Source organism: Streptomyces sp. NPDC033845 (assembly GCF_055576225.1).
The window spans coordinates 1-17,791 of record NZ_JBVIRI010000013.1 but is presented as its reverse complement, the minus strand read 5'-3'; the positions used below and the strand labels follow the sequence as shown (position 1 = coordinate 17,791).

Below are 17,791 nucleotides of genomic sequence, written 5' to 3'. Positions count from 1 at the left end.
CGACAGCAGGGGAGGGGCCCACCGTTGGACCACGCCACACCCGGCGGCGACACCGACCAGGAACTCCTGGCCCGGCACGTCGCCGGGGACCCCGATGCCTTCGGTGAGCTGGTCCGCCGGCACCGGGACCGGCTCTGGGCCGTCGCCCTGCGCACCCTGGGGGACCGGGAGGAAGCGGCCGACGCCGTCCAGGACGCCCTGGTCTCCGCCTACCGGGCCGCGCACACCTTCCGCGGGGACGCGGCCGTCACCACCTGGCTCCACCGGATCACCGTGAACGCCTGCCTGGACCGGGCACGCAAGGCGGCCACCCGCCGGACCTCCCCACTGGAGGACACCGAGCGTCTGGAACGCCTTCTGGAGCCCCATGAGTCCGCCGAGGCACCGGCCGAGCGCCAGGACCTCCACCGCCAGCTGCTGGCCGCTCTGAGCACCCTTCCCGCCGACCAGCGGGCCGCCCTGGTCCTGGTGGACATGCAGGGCTACCCGGTCGCCGAGGCCGCCCGCGTCCTCGATGTGCCCGCTGGCACGATCAAGAGCCGGTGTGCCCGTGGCCGGGCGAAACTCCTCCCGATGCTCACTCATCTGCGCGCGGATCCCGTGGATAACACCGCCATCGAGCGGGGAAGGAACCGGACGCAGGGGACTCCCGTCCCACCGGCAGCAGAACCAAGGGATCCCAAGGTCGTGAAGGGCGGAGGTGGACGAACGTGAGCCCCACTACCGGCGCACCCGGAGCGGTCCGGCACCCGGATGTAGCGGAGATCTCCGATCTCACCGAAGGCCTGCTCCCCCCGTCCCGGGCGGCCGAGATCCGCCTCCACCTCGACGACTGCGCCCTGTGCGCGGACGTCCTCTCCTCCCTGGAGGAGATCCGCGGACTGCTGGGCACCCTGCCCGGACCGGCCAGGATGCCCGTGGACATCGCCGGCCGGATCGACGCCGCCCTGGCCGCCGAGGCCCTCCTCGACCGGACCGCGCCCCCGGCCCCCGACTCCCCCCGGGAGAACACCGGCACCACCGCCGCCCACACCCCGGCCCCTGTTTCACGTGAAACAGCGCCCACCGCCCCCGCCGGACGCCCTCGGGCCGCCACCGGCCCCGGCCGCAACCGGTCCCGCCGCCGAATGCGCGCCCTGGGCGCCGTCCTCGCGGCGGCCACCTGCGCCCTCGGGATCTACCTCACCGCCCAGCTCCCCGGCGGAACCGCACACGACGCGGCCACCAAGCAGGTGACCGCCGACTCCGGGGGCTCCACCGGCTACACCGCCGCCGGGCTCCAGGACAGCGTCCAACAGCTGCTGGGAGCCGACACCGCCCGGAGCGCCCCCTCCGAGCTGAGCGCCGAGGGCCAGGCCACCCCGGACGGGTCGCCCGGACTGCTGCCCCAGGACGGCCGCTCCGCCGGCCGCGCACCGGTGCCCCCCTGCGTCCAGGCCGGCAGCGGCCGCACCGAACGCCCGCTGGCCGCCGAACGAGGGACCTTCCAGGGCCGCGACGTCTATCTGCTCGTCCTCCCGCACCCCGGCGAACCCAGCCGGGTGGACGCCTATCTCATCGACTCGACCTGCGAAAACACCCCGGGATCAGGCCCCGGACAGCTTCTGCTCACCAAGGACTACCCGCGCCCCTGAGCCTCTCGGACCGTCACCGGCAACACCGGGGAATGCACGCGCCGTAGGATCCGTTGGGTGGGGTGAGAGTCCGCACCGGCCCCCGGTAGGCAGCAGAAGTCCGTAGAGACGAGGAAAGTACCCGTGAGCGACGTTCGTAACGTGATCATCATCGGCTCCGGGCCGGCCGGCTACACGGCCGCCCTGTACACCGCACGCGCCTCGCTCAAGCCCCTGGTCTTCGAGGGTGCCGTGACCGCCGGCGGTGCGCTGATGAACACCACCGAGGTCGAGAACTTCCCCGGCTTCCGTGACGGCATCATGGGGCCGGACCTCATGGACAACATGCGCGCCCAGGCCGAGCGCTTCGGCGCCGAGCTGGTGCCGGACGACGTGGTCTCCGTGGACCTCAACGGTGAGATCAAGACCGTCACCGACACCGCCGGAACGGTCCACCGGGCCAAGGCCGTGATCGTCACCACCGGCTCCCAGCACCGCAAGCTCGGTCTGCCCAACGAGGACGCCCTCTCCGGGCGCGGCGTCTCCTGGTGCGCCACCTGCGACGGGTTCTTCTTCAAGGACCAGGACATCGCCGTGGTCGGCGGCGGAGACACCGCCATGGAGGAGGCGACCTTCCTCTCGCGGTTCGCCAAGTCCGTCACCATCGTGCACCGCCGCGACAGCCTGCGCGCCTCCAAGGCCATGCAGGACCGCGCCTTCGCCGACCCGAAGATCAAGTTCGCCTGGGACAGCGAGGTCGCCGAGATCCACGGCGACAACAAGCTGGCCAAGCTGACCCTGCGCAACACCAAGACCGGCGAGACCTCCGAGCTGCCCGTCACCGGGCTGTTCATCGCCGTCGGCCACGACCCGCGGACCGAACTGTTCAAGGGCCAGCTGGAGCTCGACGGAGAGGGGTACCTCAAGGTCGACGCCCCCTCCACCCGCACCAACCTCGCCGGCGTCTTCGGTGCCGGCGACGTGGTCGACCACACCTACCGCCAGGCCATCACCGCCTCGGGCACCGGCTGCTCCGCCGCGCTCGACGCGGAGCGCTTCCTGGCCTCGCTGACGGATGCCGAGCAGGCCACCGCCACCGTCTGAGCCACCCGCAGCACCCGCCCCACCCCACACACCCCGCAGGAAGAAGAAGGAGGCCGCTGTGGCCCTGAAGAACGTCACCGACGCAGACTTCGACACCGAGGTTCTGAACAGCGACAAGCCCGTCCTGGTGGACTTCTGGGCTGCCTGGTGCGGCCCCTGCCGCCAGATCGCCCCGTCCCTGGAGGCCATCGCCGCCGAGTACGGCGACCAGATCGAGATCGTCAAGCTCAACATCGACGAGAACCCGGCCACCGCCGCCAAGTACGGGGTCATGTCCATCCCGACCCTGAACGTCTACCAGGGTGGCGAGGTCGCCAAGACCATCGTCGGCGCCAAGCCGAAGGCCGCCATCCTGCGTGACCTCGACGGTTTCGTGGAGCTCAAGCCGGTCAGCTGAACCCGCTGACCGCCTCCGCGGCACACGAAGGCGGGGCCGCCCCTGTTCAGGGGCGGCCCCGCCTCCCGTTTCCGCTCAGAGCGGCCGCAGCGCCGGCTCCTTCTTCCGGGCCGCACCCAGCAGCCGGTCCAGTGCCAGCTCCACGTCCTCCTTCCAGGACAACGTGGAGCGCAGCTCCAGCCTCAGCCGGGGGTTCACCGGATGGGGCCGCACCGTCTTGAAGCCCACCGCCAGCAGATGATCCGCCGGCAGCAGACAGCCCGGCTGCTCCCACTGGGCGTCCCCGAAAGCCTCGATGGCCCGGAACCCCCGTCTCAGCAGGTCCTTGGCGACCGTCTGCACCATCACCCGGCCCAGCCCCTGGCCCTGGTACCCCGGCATGATCCACCCGGTGATCAGCTGCACCGCGTCGGGGGAGACCGGACTGGTCGGGAAGGCCGTGGCCCGGGGCACATACGCGGGCGGGGCGAACAGCACGAAACCCACCGGGACCTCGTCCACATAGACCACCCGGCCGCAGGAACCCCATTCCAGGAGCACGGCGGAGATCCAAGCTTCCTTCTCCTGCTCCGCGGTCTCCGCCTTCACCGCGGCCTCACCGCTGACCGGATCCAGCTCCCAGAACACGCAGGACCGGCAACGCAACGGCAGGTCCCGCAGGTTGTCCAGCGTGAGCGGTACCAGCCGACGACCCATGACCGCATCGTATAAGGCGAAAGGCGGGCCGCACCGGTCGATCACCGGCATGGCCCGCCCTCACCCGGGGGAGCTACTCCCCCGTGCCGCCCTGTTCCAGCACCCGGCCCTCGCCCGGCGCCAGCGTCCCCAGGATCCGCTCCAGATCCTCCATGGACGCGAACTCCACGGTGATCTTGCCCTTCTTCTGGCCCAGGTCCACCTTCACCCGGGTCTCGAACCGGTCCGAGAGCCGCGAGGCCAGCTCGCTCAGCGCGGGAGCCACCCGGGTACCGGCCCGCGGGCCGCGCGGCTTCGCCGGCCCCGCGGGATCGGAGGCCATCAGGGTGACGATCTCCTCGACCGCACGCACCGAGAGCCCCTCGGCCACGATCCGGTGGGCCAGCCGGTCCTGCTCCTCGGTCTCCGCGACCCCCAGCAGCGCCCGGGCGTGCCCGGCCGAGAGCACTCCGGCCGCCACCCGCCGCTGCACCGGCGGAGAGAGCTTCAGCAGCCGCAGCGTGTTCGAGACCTGGGGACGCGAACGCCCGATCCGGTCGGCCAGCTGGTCATGGGTGCAGTTGAAGTCCCTCAGCAGCTGGTCATAGGCCGCCGCCTCTTCCAAGGGATTCAGCTGGGCCCGGTGCAGGTTCTCCAGCAGGGCGTCCAGCAGCAGCTTCTCGTCGTCCGTGGCCCGGACGATCGCCGGAATCCGCTCCAGACCGGCCTCCCGGCAGGCCCGCCAGCGCCGCTCGCCCATGATGAGCTCATAGCGGTCCGTCCCGGTCTGCCGCACCACCACCGGCTGGAGCAGACCCACCTCCTGGATGGAGGTGACCAGCTCGGCCAGCGCGTCTTCGTCGAACACCTCACGGGGCTGCCGCGGGTTCGGGGTGATCGCGTCGATGGGGAGCTCGGCGAACGTGGCACCGGCCACCGTGTTCGGAGCCTCCGGCTCCAGGGCCGCCAGCATCTCCGTTTCACGTGAAACACCGTCGGCCTGCGCCAGCGCGGCCAGCTTGGCCGCCGCCACACCGCGTTCCGCCAGCACCGGCACCGCCGAGGGGGAGGTCGAGCCCGCCCCCACCGTCTGGACCGCCGCCTTCTCCTGCGGGGCCGCGGGAATCAGCGCACCGAGCCCCCGCCCCAGCCCCCTACGTCGCTCGCTCACTGGATCCCCTCCGCCACACTCTGCATGCTGTTCGAACCCCGCAGCGCGATCTCCCGCGCCGCCTCCAGATAGGAGAGGGAACCACTCGATCCCGGGTCATAGGTGAGAACCGTCTGTCCGTAGCTCGGCGCCTCCGAGATGCGCACCGACCGCGGAATGCTCGTTCTGAGCACCTCGTTCCCGAAGTGACTGCGCACCTCCTCCGCTACCTGCGAGGCCAGCCGGGTCCTGCCGTCGTACATGGTCAGCAGGATGGTGGACACATGCAGGGTGGGGTTCAGATGCGCCCGCACCAGGTCGACGTTGCGGAGCAGCTGTCCCAGCCCCTCCAGTGCGTAGTACTCGCACTGGATGGGGATCAGCACTTCCGCACCCGCGACCAGGGCGTTGACCGTCAGCAGCCCCAGGGAGGGCGGGCAGTCGATCAGGATGTAGTCCAGCGGCTGCTCGTACGCCTGAATGGCCCGCTGGAGCCGGCTCTCCCGGGCGACCAGCGAGACCAGCTCGATCTCGGCGCCGGCCAGGTCGATGGTGGCCGGGGCGCAGAACAGGCCCTCCACGTCCGGTACCGGCTGGACGACCTCCATCAGGGGCCGGCTCTCCACCAGGACCTCGTAGATGGAGGGCACCTCAGCATGGTGGTCGATTCCCAGGGCCGTGGACGCGTTCCCCTGTGGATCGAGGTCGATCACCAGCACCCTGGCACCGTGCAGGGCCAGGGAGGCCGCCAGGTTCACCGTGGTCGTGGTCTTGCCGACGCCACCCTTCTGGTTGGCGACCACCATCACCCGGGTCTGGGCGGGTCGGGGAAGGCCTTCCCCCGCACGGCCCAGCGCCTCTACCGCCAACTGGGCGGCACGGCCGATGGGGGTGTCAATGTCCACCGGGGGCGGGGGCGGCGTTTCACGTGAAACATCCTCGCCCGCCGCTTCGGTACGGGGGCCGGGGACCGGATCGGCCATCGGCCCCGCGAGGTTGGCGTCTGACCGCACGGGTTCACTCTCCTCGACATCAGGCTCGCGATGCACAGAGCCTGCCATGCCTCCGGGGTCGCGAACCAGCGGGGCCCGTACTCCTGTGGATGAATCCACCGTTGTGGACAACGGATCCACCGGATCGGGGGCCCCGGCCGGCTTGTGGTGGCGAGGGGACGCAGCCGCACGGCCGCGGCTGATGATTCCGTGCAGCAGGGAGCGACGTTTCACGTGAAACACGATGCACGGGCGGAGACTTCCGCCCGCTACGACACTCCGAAATGCGTACCTACTGGGATCAACGGCGCCGGCGGACCCGGCTGGTCCGGGCCGCCTTGGCGCGCTTCGCCGCGAACCGCACCCCGCCCGGGCTCTCGCCCACTTCCACCCGGACCAGGGTGGACATCGGGTCCACCACTCCCTCGCCGACCTGGAGCACCGAGGTCTTCACCACACCAAGCTTGGTGAGCGCCGCCTTGGCCGCCACCAGTTCCTCCTCGGCGGTATCACCCTTCAGCGCCAGCATCTCCCCGTAGGGACGCAGCAGCGGGACACCCCAGCCGGCCAGCCGGTCCAGCGGGGCCACCGCACGCGCGGTGACCACATGGACGGGCTGGAGCTTGCCCAGCATCTCCTCCGCCCGGCCGCGGACCACGGTCACATGGTCCAGCCCCAGCAGCTCCACCGCTTCCTGGAGGAAGGTGGTGCGCCGGAGCAGCGGCTCCAGCAGGGTGATCTTGAGGTCCCGGCGGACCAGGGCCAGCGGGATGCCCGGGAGCCCGGCCCCCGAGCCCACATCACACACGGTGACCCCTTCGGGGACGGCCTCCGAGAGCACCGCGCAGTTCAGCAGGTGCCGCTCCCAGAGCCGGGGCACTTCGCGGGGCCCGATCAGGCCGCGCTTGACCCCCGCGTCGGCCAGCAGCTCGGCGTACCGGACAGCCTCCGGGAAATGCTCACCGAATACCGCACGCGCCTCTTCAGGAGCCGGGGGAAGCTCTGCTGCTGCCTCCGTCACGGGGAACCGTCCTTCCGTACCGCACTCTGATGTACCAGGCTGACAAACTTCGGCCCCGTCTGCGACACAGACGGGGCCGAACACTCATGCTTCCGGTCAGGCCGGGAGCACAACGACGAAGCGCTGCGGCTCCTCGCCCTCCGACTCACTGCGCAGTCCGGCGGCCGCCACCGCGTCGTGGACCACCTTGCGCTCGAACGGGGTCATCGGGGCGAGCTTGACCGGCTCGCCGGAGGCCTTGACCTCGGCGGCGGTGCGCGCACCCAGGGCGGCGAGCTCCTCGCGCTTCTTCGCCCGGAAGCCCGCGATGTCCAGCATCAGCCGGCTGCGGTCCCCGGTCTCCCGGTGGACGGCCAGCCGGGTCAGCTCCTGAAGGGCCTCCAGCACCTCGCCGTCACGGCCCACGAGCTTCTGGAGCTCACGGGCGGACGAGTCGCTGATGATCGACACCGCCGCGCGGTCGGCCTCGACGTCCATGTCGATGTCGCCGTCCAGGTCGGCGATGTCGAGCAGACCCTCAAGGTAGTCGGCCGCGATCTCACCCTCCTGCTCAAGGCGGGTCAGGGTGTCGCCACCCTCGGCGGCGGGCGCGGAGGTGGTGCCTTCCGTCACGGGATGACTCCTTCTTGCTTTTCGGGGTCTGGCTTTTCGGGGTCTGCTGTTACTTCTTGGGCGAGGTCTTGCCCGGGCCGCCCGGGGTCCGCTGCGACTTCGACTGCCGCTTGGGCTGCTGCCGCTTGGCGACACCGCCACTGGCCGCATCGGAGTCCGCGGTGGCCTCGACGCTCTTGATCACCGAGCCGTCCGGCTGAGCGGCCATGCCCTGCTTGGTGAGCGTGGTGATGAACTTGCGCTCGTTGTCGTTACGGTCCGGGCCCTTGGCCACGATCGCCGCGACCACCTTCTTCTTGCTCCGGCCCTTGAGCTCACCGTGCGAGCTGATCTGCTTGATCAGACGGGTCAGGTACTGGTCCTGGGCCTTGCTGCCCGGCGTGGGGTTCTGGTTGATCACGTACATCTGCTGACCCATGGTCCAGACGTTGGTGGTCAGCCAGTACACGAGGACACCGACGGGGAAGTTGATGCCCATCACCGCGAAGATCACCGGGAAGATGTACATCAGCATCTTCTGCTGCTGCATGAACGGCGTCTTGACCGAGAGGTCCACGTTCTTCTGCATCAGCTGGCGCTGGGTGTAGAACTGCGACAGCGACATCAGGACGATCATGACCGCGGTGACGATGCGGACATCGGTGATCGAGGCGTTCAGCGAGGCGACCTTCTCGGCGCTGTCGGTGAACTTGGCGGCGAGCGGTGCGCCGAAGATGTGGGCCTGACGGGCGCTGGCCAGCAGCGGCCCGTCGATGACACCGATCTCCTTGCCGCTGGCGATGCTGGAGAGCACGTGGTACAGCGCGAAGAAGAACGGGGACTGCGCCAGGATGGGAAGGCACGAGGAGAGCGGGTTGGTACCCGTCTCCTTGTACAGCTTCATCATCTCTTCGGACTGACGCTGCTTGTCGTTCTTGTAGCGCTCCTGGATCGCCTTCATCTTCGGCTGGAGCGCCTGCATGCCCCGCGTCGCCTTGATCTGCTTCACGAAGAGCGGGATCAGGCAGATACGGATGATGATCACCAGGGACACGATGGACAGGCCCCAGGCCCATCCACTGTCCGCCCCGAAGACGGCCCCGTACAGCGAGTGGAACTGGACGATGATCCACGAGACGGGATAGGTGATAAAGCTGAACAGACTGGCGATCGTGTCCACTAATCAGGCTCCTTGAGCATTGCGAGGTCTACGCAACGCACTGCGCAGCTGCTCGTGCCAACGCGGGCGTTTCCGGGGTGGGACGTGATCCACGCCGCCCGGGGACCACGGATTGCACCGCAGGATCCGCCAGGCGGTCAGGGCCGTCCCCTTCACCGCACCATGTCGGTCGATGGCCGTGAACCCGTAGTGCGAGCACGAGGGGTAGTAACGGCACACCGGCCCGAGCAGCGGACTGATCGTCCACTGGTACAGCTTGATCAAAGCGAGCAGCGGGTACTTCATCGAGCCACGCCTCCCAGCAGCCGCGTGAAAGCGGCATCCAGGTCCCGGGCCAGATCCTCGGCGCCGGCGTCGCCCGCTCCGGGCAGCGCCCGTACCACCACCAGGCTACCGGCGGGCAGTGCGGCCAGCCGGTCCCGCATCAGGTGACGCAGTCTGCGCTTCACCCGGTTACGGACCACGGCGGGTCCCACGGCCTTGCTGACGACGAAACCCGCACGCGTCGGGGAAGCGATCTCCCCCGGCTCGTGCGGGTCCGTTGCACCGCTGGTACGTAGGTGAACGACGAGGAGCGGGCGTCCTGCCCGGCGGCCTCGGCGTACCGCGTTCGCGAAGTCCTCGCGCCGCCTCAGCCGTTGTTCGGGAGACAGCACGACGTCATGCCCTGTGCGATCAGGCGGACAGGGCGGCGCGGCCCTTGCCACGGCGAGCGGCCAGGATCGCGCGGCCGGCACGGGTCCGCATCCGCAGGCGGAAGCCGTGGGTCTTGGCGCGGCGACGGTTGTTCGGCTGGAAGGTGCGCTTGCTCACTCGGGGGCTCCAGAGAATGAATCGTTGTGGCGTGACATCGCCTGGCTGTCACCGTGCGCCCACGAGGTAATTAACGTGATCGCCCGAGTGGACACCGCTAAACGATCACGTTCCGTGATCTTCGCCCATCGGTAGGCAGGCGGCAGCAGCCATCGACAACTCGACCTCGTTACGGTACGCGCGGCTACGCCATCCGGTCAAACCGAGCCCTTGCCGCATTGCGCGGGGGCCGCACTGTGCACAGGCTGTGGACAACGACTTGAACCCTACCCGTCAGCCTGACTACCGTTGCCTGACCCTGGATTTTTTTGTCCCGACCGTCCCAAAGAACCACACATTCGTGGGACCCCCTGTGAGAGAGCGTGCTCTGTGGCTGACGTACCTGCCGATCTTGCCGCAGTGTGGCCACGAGTGATCGAGAAGCTCCTCGGGGAGGGGCAGCAGGGCATCGAGCCCAAGGACAAGCAGTGGATCGAGCGCTGCCAGCCCCTGGCCCTCGTCGCCGACACCGCACTCCTGGCCGTCCCCAACGAATGGGGCAAGCGCGTCCTGGAGGGCCGGCTGGCCCCGCTGATCAGCGACGCCCTCAGCCGCGAGTGCGGCCGGCCGATCCGGATCGCGATCACCGTCGACGACTCGGCCGGCGAGCCCGCCCCGCCGCCGCAGGCACCCCAGCGGGACTACGGGGACCAGCGCGAGCAGTACGGCGAGCAGCTCCCGGCCGCCCGCCCGGCCTATCCGGACTACCAGCAGCCGCGCCCCGAGCCGGGTGCCTGGCCGGGCTGGCAGCAGCCCCGGCTGGGCGGGTTCCCGGAGCGCGATCCGTACGCCTCCCCGCAGCCGGGGTACCTCCAGCAGCCGGATCCGGCCTACGACTCCGGCTACGACCAGCAGTCCTACGAGCCCGCGTCCTATGAGCCGCAGTCCTACGAGCAGCCGCCGGCCTACGACCAGTCGGCCTACGACCAGCCCTCGCAGCGGCCCGCACCGGGCCGCACCGGCCCCGGTCGGACGGGGCCCGCGGCGCCCCCGGCGCCCTCCGGCGGTTCCTCCGGCCCGGTGGAGCCGACCGCCCGGCTGAACCCCAAGTACCTGTTCGACACCTTCGTCATCGGTGCCTCCAACCGGTTCGCGCACGCCGCGGCGGTCGCGGTGGCCGAGGCGCCGGCCAAGGCCTACAACCCCCTTTTCGTCTACGGGGAGTCGGGCCTGGGCAAGACCCATCTGCTGCACGCCATCGGGCACTACGCCCGGAGCCTGTACCCGGGCACCCGGGTGCGGTACGTGAGCTCCGAGGAGTTCACCAACGAGTTCATCAACTCCATCCGCGACGGCAAGGGCGACGCCTTCCGCAAGCGGTACCGCGAGATGGACATCCTCCTGGTCGACGACATCCAGTTCCTGGCGAGCAAGGAGTCCACGCAGGAGGAGTTCTTCCACACCTTCAACACGCTCCACAACGCCAACAAGCAGATCGTGCTGTCCTCGGACCGGCCGCCCAAGCAGCTGGTGACCCTGGAGGACCGGCTCCGCAACCGCTTCGAGTGGGGTCTGATCACCGATGTCCAGCCGCCCGAGCTGGAGACCCGGATCGCGATCCTGCGGAAGAAGGCGGTGCAGGAGCAGCTCAACGCCCCGCCGGAGGTATTGGAGTTCATCGCCTCCCGGATCTCGCGCAACATCCGCGAGCTGGAGGGGGCGCTGATCCGGGTGACGGCCTTCGCCAGCCTCAACCGGCAGCCGGTGGACCTGGGGCTCACCGAGGACGTGCTGAAGAACCTGATCCCGGGCGGGGAGGACTCCGCCCCGGAGATCACCGCGGCGGACATCATGGCGGCCACCGCCGACTACTTCGGGCTGACCGTGGACGACCTCTGCGGCTCCTCCCGCAGCCGGGTGCTGGTCACGGCCCGGCAGATCGCCATGTACCTGTGCCGGGAGCTGACCGACCTGTCGCTGCCGAAGATCGGCGCCCAGTTCGGCGGCCGGGACCACACCACGGTGATGCACGCCGACCGCAAGATCCGGGCCCTGATGGCGGAGCGCCGCTCCATCTACAACCAGGTCACCGAGCTCACCAACCGCATCAAGAACGGCTGAGGACGCCCGCAGGACGCCTGGGGAAGCCGCTGGAAACCGCCTGAACCCGTAGAGCCAGAAGGGGCGTTGCCGGACCGCCGGGTCCGGCAACGCCCCTTTTCGTCGCCCGGGAGGGGGCGCCCGACCGGGCGAGGGGGCGCACTCCGAAGCGCGTGCGCCGGTGACCTGTTCGAATACGCCCCCAGCGGCCTGAGTTATCCACAGATTCCCCAACTTTTTTCCGTCCACACCCTGGGGACTCCCACCGCTACCCACAATTTGTCCACAGGGCAGCCTGGTGAGGGACCATCAGGGCAGCTCACCGGGCTGTGGAATTGTTGATGAAGGGTATCCACAGGCTGTGGACAAACTTTTCGTCCACAGCACTGTCCACGTCTCCGTCCCCAGGCTGCCCACAGCTTTGGGTCGGCTGTGCACAGCTGCGAGGCTGTCATCCACATCCTTGTCCACTGTTCGGCAACGGCACAGCCCCTCTCACCGCCCCGAGTGAAAGCGGTCACACCAACGGTGACGTTTGGATTGTGGAGTACCGGGGGAAACCTGGGGACGCAGCTGTGGACCAAGGCGGGTCATCTGTGGACGGCCTGTGCAGAACTTTCTGTTCTCCACAGACAGGCCTGGTTATCCACGGGCGTCGCCCACAGGGTCGGTGGATAAAAAATGCCCCTTGACCTGCGATAACAACGTTATCCACGGTTTCCACAGGCCCTACTACTACTCCCATAGACAGTTAGCTCGGATTCGGTTTTCAAGCGGGTCCTGTGCACAACTCGTCGGTCGACCGCCCCGACGCCTCGCTCCCGACTTGACGGCCGGCAGCACCGACTGTCGGCGCCGTACGTCAGACTGGACTCCGGCATCGAGCCGACGACGAAGGCCAGCAACAGCAGGAGGCGGTTTCCGGTGAAGATCCGGGTGGAGCGCGACGTACTCGCGGAGGCGGTGGCTTGGGCGGCCCGTAGCCTTCCGGCCCGGCCGCCGGTGCCCGTTCTCGCGGGCCTTCTCCTGAAGGCCGAGGACGGCACGCTCAGCCTCTCCGGCTTCGACTACGAGGTCTCGGCCCGCGTCTCCGTCGAGGCGGACGTCGAGGAGGACGGCACCGTCCTGGTCTCCGGCCGGCTGCTCGCCGACATCTGCCGCGCCCTCCCCAACCGCCCGGTGGAGATTTCCACAGACGGTGTACGGGCGACCGTGGTCTGCGGCTCCTCCCGCTTCACCCTCCACACCCTGCCCGTGGAGGAGTACCCGGCCCTGCCGACGATGCCCACCGCCACCGGCACCGTGCCCGGCGAGGTCTTCGCCTCCGCCGCCGCCCAGGTGGCCATCGCCGCCGGCCGCGACGACACCCTCCCGGTGCTGACCGGTGTCCGCATCGAGATCGAGGGCGACCGGGTCACCCTGGCCTCCACCGACCGCTACCGGTTCGCCGTCCGCGAGTTCCTGTGGAAGCCCGAGAACCCGGAGGCCTCCGCCGTCGCGCTGGTCCCCGCCAAGACCCTCCTCGACACCGCCAAGTCGCTGACCAGCGGTGACACGGTCACCCTGGCGCTCTCCGGCTCCGGTGCGGGCGAGGGCCTGATCGGTTTCGAGGGCGCCGGCCGCCGCACCACCACCCGCCTCCTCGAAGGCGACCTGCCCAAGTACCGCACGCTGTTCCCGACCGAGTTCAACTCCGTCGCCGTGATCGAGACCGCCCCCTTCGTGGAGGCCGTCAAGCGCGTGGCCCTGGTCGCCGAGCGCAACACCCCGGTGCGGCTGAGCTTCGAGCAGGGCGTGCTGATCCTGGAGGCCGGCTCCTCCGACGACGCACAGGCTGTGGAGCGGGTCGACGCCAAGCTGGAGGGCGACGACATCTCGATCGCCTTCAATCCGACCTTCCTGCTGGACGGTCTGAGCGCGATCGACTCCCCCGCCGCGCAGCTCAGCTTCACCACCTCCACCAAGCCGGCGCTGCTCTCCGGCCGCCCGGCGGTGGACGCGGAGGCCGACGAGGCCTACAAGTACCTGATCATGCCCGTTCGGCTGTCCGGCTGATCCCACAGGTGTGCATCCGCGTCCGGGCGTAGGCTCGGACGCGGGTACGAAACTGCACACACACGGTAAGGAACCACCTGATGGAGCTCGGTCTCGTCGGCCTCGGCAAGATGGGCGGCAACATGCGCGAGCGCATCCGCCGCGCAGGCCACACCGTCATCGGATACGACCGCAACCCCGACCTGGCGGATGTCCACAGCCTGGCGGAGCTTGTGGATGCGCTGAAGGGTCCGCGGGTGGTGTGGGTGATGGTGCCCGCGGGCGCCGCCACCCAGTCGACCATCGACGAACTCGCGGAACTCCTGTCCCCCGGGGACATCGTCGTGGACGGCGGCAACTCCCGCTGGACGGACGACGAGAAGCACGCCGCCGAGCTGGCCGCCAAGGGCATCGGCTTCGTGGACTGCGGTGTCTCCGGCGGTGTCTGGGGCCTGGAGAACGGCTACGCGCTGATGTACGGCGGCGAGGCCGACAACGTGGCCCGCGTCCAGCCGGTCTTCGACGCCCTCAAGCCGCCCGGCGACTTCGGCGCGGTGCACGCGGGCAAGGTGGGCGCCGGGCACTTCGCCAAGATGGTCCACAACGGCATCGAGTACGCCATGATGCAGGCCTACGCCGAGGGCTGGGAGCTGCTGGAGAAGGTGGACTCGGTCACCGACGTCCGCGAGGTGTTCCGGTCCTGGCAGGAGGGGACGGTCATCCGCTCCTGGCTGCTGGACCTGGCCGTCAACGCGCTGGACGAGGACGAGCACCTGGAGCAGCTGCGCGGTTTCGCGCAGGACTCCGGCGAGGGCCGCTGGACCGTCGAGGCCGCGATCGACAACGCGGTGCCGCTGCCGGCGATCACCGCCTCGCTGTTCGCCCGGTTCGCCTCCCGCCAGGAGGACTCCCCGCAGATGAAGATGATCGCCGCGCTGCGCAACCAGTTCGGCGGCCACGCGGTCGAGAAGAAGTAACGACTCCGCGCCAACCGCTGCGGAGCAGCACAGCAGTACCGCAGCAGCCGGGGGAGGTCGGCGCCGTCATGCACGTATCGCATCTGTCGCTCGCCGACTTCCGCTCGTACGCCCGGGCCGAGGTTCCCCTCGACCCGGGCGTCACCGCGTTCGTGGGCCCCAACGGGCAGGGCAAGACCAATCTGGTCGAGGCCGTGGGATATCTGGCGACCCTGGGCAGCCACCGGGTGTCCTCGGACGCCCCGCTGGTGCGGCTGGGGTCCGAGCGGGCGGTGATCCGGGCCCAGGTGCGCCAGGGGGAGCGGCAGCAGCTGGTGGAGCTGGAGCTGAACCCGGGGCGGGCGAACCGGGCGCGGATCAACCGTTCCTCGCAGGTGCGGCCGCGGGACGTGCTGGGCATCGTGCGGACGGTGCTGTTCGCCCCCGAGGACCTGGCGCTGGTCAAGGGCGATCCGGGCGAGCGCCGGCGGTTCCTGGACGAGCTGATCACCTTGCGGTCCCCGCGGATGTCGGCGGTCCGGTCCGACTACGAGCGGGTCCTGAAGCAGCGGAACACCCTGCTGAAGTCGGCGGCGATGGCCCGCCGGCACGGCGGACGCTCCATGGACATGTCCACCCTGGACGTGTGGGACCAGCATCTGGCCCGGGTGGGCGCGGAGCTGCTGGCGCAGCGGCTGGACCTGATCGAGACCCTCCAGCCGCTGGCGGACAAGGCGTACGAGCAGCTGGCGCCGGGCGGCGGCCCGCTGGGCCTGGCCTACCGGGGCAGTGCGGAGCCGGCCGGGGCGCGGTCCCGGGAGGAGCTGTACGAGGTGCTGGTCGGGGCGCTGGCGGAGGCCCGCAAGCAGGAGATCGAGCGGGGGGTGACCCTGGTCGGCCCGCACCGGGACGAGCTGCTGCTCAAGCTCGGGGAGCTGCCGGCGAAGGGGTACGCGAGCCACGGGGAGTCCTGGTCGTACGCGCTGGCGCTGCGGCTGGCCTCCTACGACCTGCTGCGCTCCGAGGGCAACGAGCCGGTGCTGGTGCTGGACGACGTGTTCGCGGAGCTGGACGCCCGGCGCCGGGAGCGGCTGGCGGAGCTGGTGGCCGGCGGTGAGCAGGTGCTGGTGACGGCGGCGGTGGACGACGACGTGCCGGGGGCGCTGGCCGGGACCCGGTTCGCGGTCTCGGGCGGAGAGGTGACCCGGCTGTGAGCGGAACCGAGCGGGAACCGGAACCCGGCGCCGGTACGGGCGGCGCCGGTACGGGCCGTGGTGCGGGTGGTGCCGGCACGGGCGGCGGGGCGGGCGCGGACCGGCGCCGGGCGCCTGAGCCCTCCGGGGTGGACCTGGCGCGGCAGGCGCTGGCGGCGGCCCGAGAGGCGGCCCGGGCCCGGGGCCAGGGCGCGGCCGGCCGGAAGCGGCAGAACCAGCCGGGGCTGAGGTCGGGGGCCAGGGCGGACGGGCGGGACCCGATGCCGCTGATGGCGGCCCTGGACCGGCTGCGCACGGAGCGCGGCTGGGAGATGCCGATGGCGGTGGCCGGGGTGATGGAGCGCTGGCCGGAGATCGTGGGCCCGGAGATCGCCGCGCACTGTGTGCCGGAGAAGTACGAGGAGCGCGAGCTGAGCGTGCGCTGCGACTCCTCGGCCTGGGCGGCGCAGCTGAAGCTGCTGGCCCCGGAGCTGGTGGCCCGGCTGAACCGGGAGCTGGGCCAGGGCACGGTACGGCTGATCAAGGTGCAGGGACCGGGCGGCCGGCCGCGTTCGTACGGGCCGCTGCGGGCGCCCGGGAGCACGGGTCCGGGCGACACCTGGGGGTAGGAACCCCCGGCGCGCCAGTGGCGTCCCTCACGGTAGCCGGAGGTTGACAGCCCGAAGCGCTGGGTGCCCGTGTGAGCCTCTTTGAGCCCCGTCCTGAATATGGGGAGTCGGGAGAGGGAGGTTCAGGGCGGCACATGCGGACTCAGGGACCGGCAAACCCCCATTCATGTCAGCGCTACCGGTAGACTGGGGGGAAGTCCCGCTCCTTTGGCGGGATGACTCACGCTGACAAACGCAGATCGACCAAACGCAGATCGACGCAGCCGCTCCCGCCTGCATGCCTGCCGGCCCGGAGTACGGCCTGTGCTGTGCCAGAAAGGGCGCTTCGTGGCCGATTCCGGCAACCCCAACGAGAACAACCAGTACACCGGCAGCAACATCCAGGTCCTTGAGGGCCTGGATGCCGTGCGCAAGCGGCCCGGTATGTACATCGGCTCGACCGGAGAGCGCGGACTCCACCACCTCGTGTACGAGGTCGTCGACAACTCGGTCGACGAGGCACTGGCCGGGCACGCCGACACCATCGACGTCACGATCCTCGCCGACGGCGGTGTGCGGGTGGTGGACAACGGCCGCGGTATCCCGGTCGACATCGTCCCCTCCGAGGGCAAGCCGGCGCTGGAGGTCGTGCTGACGGTGCTGCACGCGGGCGGCAAGTTCGGCGGCGGCGGCTACGCCGTGTCGGGCGGTCTGCACGGTGTGGGTGTGTCCGTGGTGAACGCGCTGTCGACGAAGGTCGCGGTCGAGGTGCGCCGGGACGGCTACCGCTGGTCCCAGGACTACAAGTTGGGCGCCCCCACGGCGGCCCTGGCGCGCAACGAGGAGACCGCGGAGCACGGGACCTCGGTGACGTTCTGGGCGGACCCGGACATCTTCGAGACCACCGAGTACTCCTTCGAGACGCTCTCCCGCCGGTTCCAGGAGATGGCCTTCCTCAACAAGGGCCTCACCCTGACGCTGACCGACGAGCGGGAGTCCGCGAAGGCCACGGTGGGCGCGGACTCCGCGGACGAGGCGGACGACGGCCGGGCGCGGACGGTGAAGTACCACTACGAGGGCGGCATCGTCGACTTCGTGAAGTACCTCAACTCGCGCAAGGGCGAGCTGATCCACCCGACGGTGATCGACGTCGAGGCCGAGGACAAGGAGCGGATGCTCTCGGTCGAGATCGCGATGCAGTGGAACTCGCAGTACAGCGAGGGGGTGTACTCCTTCGCGAACACGATCCACACGCATGAGGGCGGTACCCACGAGGAGGGTTTCCGGGCTGCGCTGACCTCGCTGGTCAACAAGTACGCCCGGGACAAGAAGCTGCTGCGGGAGAAGGACGACAACCTCACCGGCGACGACATCCGCGAGGGCCT

General features: G+C 69.9%; 19 protein-coding genes. 10 read left to right on the top strand and 9 right to left on the bottom strand.

The features are described from left to right. Window positions 1-24 precede the first annotated feature (24 nt). The 4 genes from sigM to trxA all read left to right on the top strand — a co-directional run bounded on the left by sigM (window position 25) and on the right by trxA (window position 3,114). Window positions 25-714: an RNA polymerase sigma factor SigM gene (gene sigM, locus ACZ50K_RS25785; RefSeq protein WP_468907308.1), complete on the top strand. Its 690-nt coding sequence runs from the start codon at window positions 25-27 to the stop codon at window positions 712-714. Next, window positions 711-1,634, top strand: a complete 924-nt coding sequence (locus ACZ50K_RS25780) for an anti-sigma factor family protein (RefSeq protein WP_468907307.1) — start codon at window positions 711-713, stop codon at window positions 1,632-1,634. Before sigM ends, ACZ50K_RS25780 begins: the two co-directional genes overlap by 4 nt. A 123-nt stretch (window positions 1,635-1,757) precedes the next feature. Then, complete coding sequence (trxB, locus tag ACZ50K_RS25775; RefSeq protein WP_468907305.1) at window positions 1,758-2,717, top strand: thioredoxin-disulfide reductase; 960 nt, start codon at window positions 1,758-1,760, stop codon at window positions 2,715-2,717. Between the two features lie 58 nt (window positions 2,718-2,775). Next, entirely contained in the window at window positions 2,776-3,114 is a 339-nt protein-coding gene (trxA, locus tag ACZ50K_RS25770) for a thioredoxin (protein WP_468907303.1), read from the top strand. A 75-nt stretch (window positions 3,115-3,189) separates the two neighbouring features. Here trxA and ACZ50K_RS25765 read toward each other — a convergent pair whose 3' ends face one another. The 9 genes from ACZ50K_RS25765 to rpmH form a co-directional block, all read right to left on the bottom strand. Next, window positions 3,190-3,810, bottom strand: a complete 621-nt coding sequence (locus ACZ50K_RS25765; protein ID WP_468907301.1) for a GNAT family N-acetyltransferase — start codon at window positions 3,808-3,810, stop codon at window positions 3,190-3,192. A 73-nt stretch (window positions 3,811-3,883) separates the two neighbouring features. Continuing rightward, a complete protein-coding gene (locus ACZ50K_RS25760) occupies window positions 3,884-4,960 on the bottom strand; it encodes a ParB/RepB/Spo0J family partition protein (RefSeq protein ID WP_468907298.1) in 1,077 nt (358 codons plus the stop codon). Beyond that, a complete protein-coding gene (locus tag ACZ50K_RS25755) occupies window positions 4,957-6,000 on the bottom strand; it encodes a ParA family protein (protein ID WP_468907297.1) in 1,044 nt (347 codons plus the stop codon). Before ACZ50K_RS25755 ends, ACZ50K_RS25760 begins: the two co-directional genes overlap by 4 nt. 232 nt (window positions 6,001-6,232) lie before the next feature. Continuing rightward, on the bottom strand, window positions 6,233-6,952 hold the full coding sequence (rsmG, locus tag ACZ50K_RS25750; RefSeq protein ID WP_468907296.1) for a 16S rRNA (guanine(527)-N(7))-methyltransferase RsmG: 720 nt from the start codon (window positions 6,950-6,952) through the stop codon (window positions 6,233-6,235). 96 nt (window positions 6,953-7,048) lie between these two features. Further along, window positions 7,049-7,564: a Jag family protein gene (locus ACZ50K_RS25745; protein WP_468907294.1), complete on the bottom strand. Its 516-nt coding sequence runs from the start codon at window positions 7,562-7,564 to the stop codon at window positions 7,049-7,051. Window positions 7,565-7,613: 49 nt separating this feature from the next. Beyond that, complete coding sequence (yidC, locus tag ACZ50K_RS25740) at window positions 7,614-8,723, bottom strand: membrane protein insertase YidC (protein WP_468907292.1); 1,110 nt, start codon at window positions 8,721-8,723, stop codon at window positions 7,614-7,616. 3 nt (window positions 8,724-8,726) lie between these two features. Continuing rightward, window positions 8,727-9,008, bottom strand: a complete 282-nt coding sequence (gene yidD, locus ACZ50K_RS25735) for a membrane protein insertion efficiency factor YidD (RefSeq protein WP_468907291.1) — start codon at window positions 9,006-9,008, stop codon at window positions 8,727-8,729. Next, entirely contained in the window at window positions 9,005-9,379 is a 375-nt protein-coding gene (rnpA, locus tag ACZ50K_RS25730) for a ribonuclease P protein component (protein WP_468907290.1), read from the bottom strand. The genes yidD and rnpA overlap by 4 nt, the downstream gene beginning before the upstream one ends. Window positions 9,380-9,398: 19 nt before the next feature. Continuing rightward, window positions 9,399-9,536 (bottom strand): 50S ribosomal protein L34, encoded by a 138-nt coding sequence (gene rpmH, locus ACZ50K_RS25725; protein ID WP_031067783.1) that lies wholly within the window; start codon window positions 9,534-9,536, stop codon window positions 9,399-9,401. 369 nt (window positions 9,537-9,905) lie between these two features. Between rpmH and dnaA the strand changes: the two genes are divergently transcribed. The 6 genes from dnaA to ACZ50K_RS25695 all read left to right on the top strand — a co-directional run. Beyond that, window positions 9,906-11,636: a chromosomal replication initiator protein DnaA gene (dnaA, locus tag ACZ50K_RS25720; protein ID WP_468907288.1), complete on the top strand. Its 1,731-nt coding sequence runs from the start codon at window positions 9,906-9,908 to the stop codon at window positions 11,634-11,636. A gap of 903 nt (window positions 11,637-12,539) precedes the next feature. Further along, window positions 12,540-13,670 (top strand): DNA polymerase III subunit beta, encoded by a 1,131-nt coding sequence (dnaN, locus tag ACZ50K_RS25715; RefSeq protein ID WP_468907287.1) that lies wholly within the window; start codon window positions 12,540-12,542, stop codon window positions 13,668-13,670. Window positions 13,671-13,750: 80 nt separating this feature from the next. Further along, complete coding sequence (gene gnd, locus ACZ50K_RS25710; protein ID WP_468907285.1) at window positions 13,751-14,626, top strand: phosphogluconate dehydrogenase (NAD(+)-dependent, decarboxylating); 876 nt, start codon at window positions 13,751-13,753, stop codon at window positions 14,624-14,626. Window positions 14,627-14,694: 68 nt separating this feature from the next. Then, entirely contained in the window at window positions 14,695-15,819 is a 1,125-nt protein-coding gene (gene recF, locus ACZ50K_RS25705; protein WP_468907284.1) for a DNA replication/repair protein RecF, read from the top strand. Continuing rightward, window positions 15,816-16,427, top strand: a complete 612-nt coding sequence (locus ACZ50K_RS25700; RefSeq protein WP_468907283.1) for a DciA family protein — start codon at window positions 15,816-15,818, stop codon at window positions 16,425-16,427. The genes recF and ACZ50K_RS25700 overlap by 4 nt, the downstream gene beginning before the upstream one ends. A gap of 303 nt (window positions 16,428-16,730) precedes the next feature. Continuing rightward, the coding region (locus tag ACZ50K_RS25695) for an ATP-binding protein (RefSeq protein WP_468907281.1) at window positions 16,731-17,791 on the top strand (1,061 nt) is incomplete at its 3' end.

Coding starts and splice junctions, on each gene's coding strand:
- ACZ50K_RS25765 (WP_468907301.1), bottom strand. CDS start 3,810: ATGGGTCGTCGGCTGGTACCGCTCACGCTGGACAACCTGCGGGACCTG.
- ACZ50K_RS25755 (WP_468907297.1), bottom strand. CDS start 6,000: ATGGCAGGCTCTGTGCATCGCGAGCCTGATGTCGAGGAGAGTGAACCC.
- recF (WP_468907284.1), top strand. CDS start 14,695: ATGCACGTATCGCATCTGTCGCTCGCCGACTTCCGCTCGTACGCCCGG.
- yidD (WP_468907291.1), bottom strand. CDS start 9,008: ATGAAGTACCCGCTGCTCGCTTTGATCAAGCTGTACCAGTGGACGATC.
- gnd (WP_468907285.1), top strand. CDS start 13,751: ATGGAGCTCGGTCTCGTCGGCCTCGGCAAGATGGGCGGCAACATGCGC.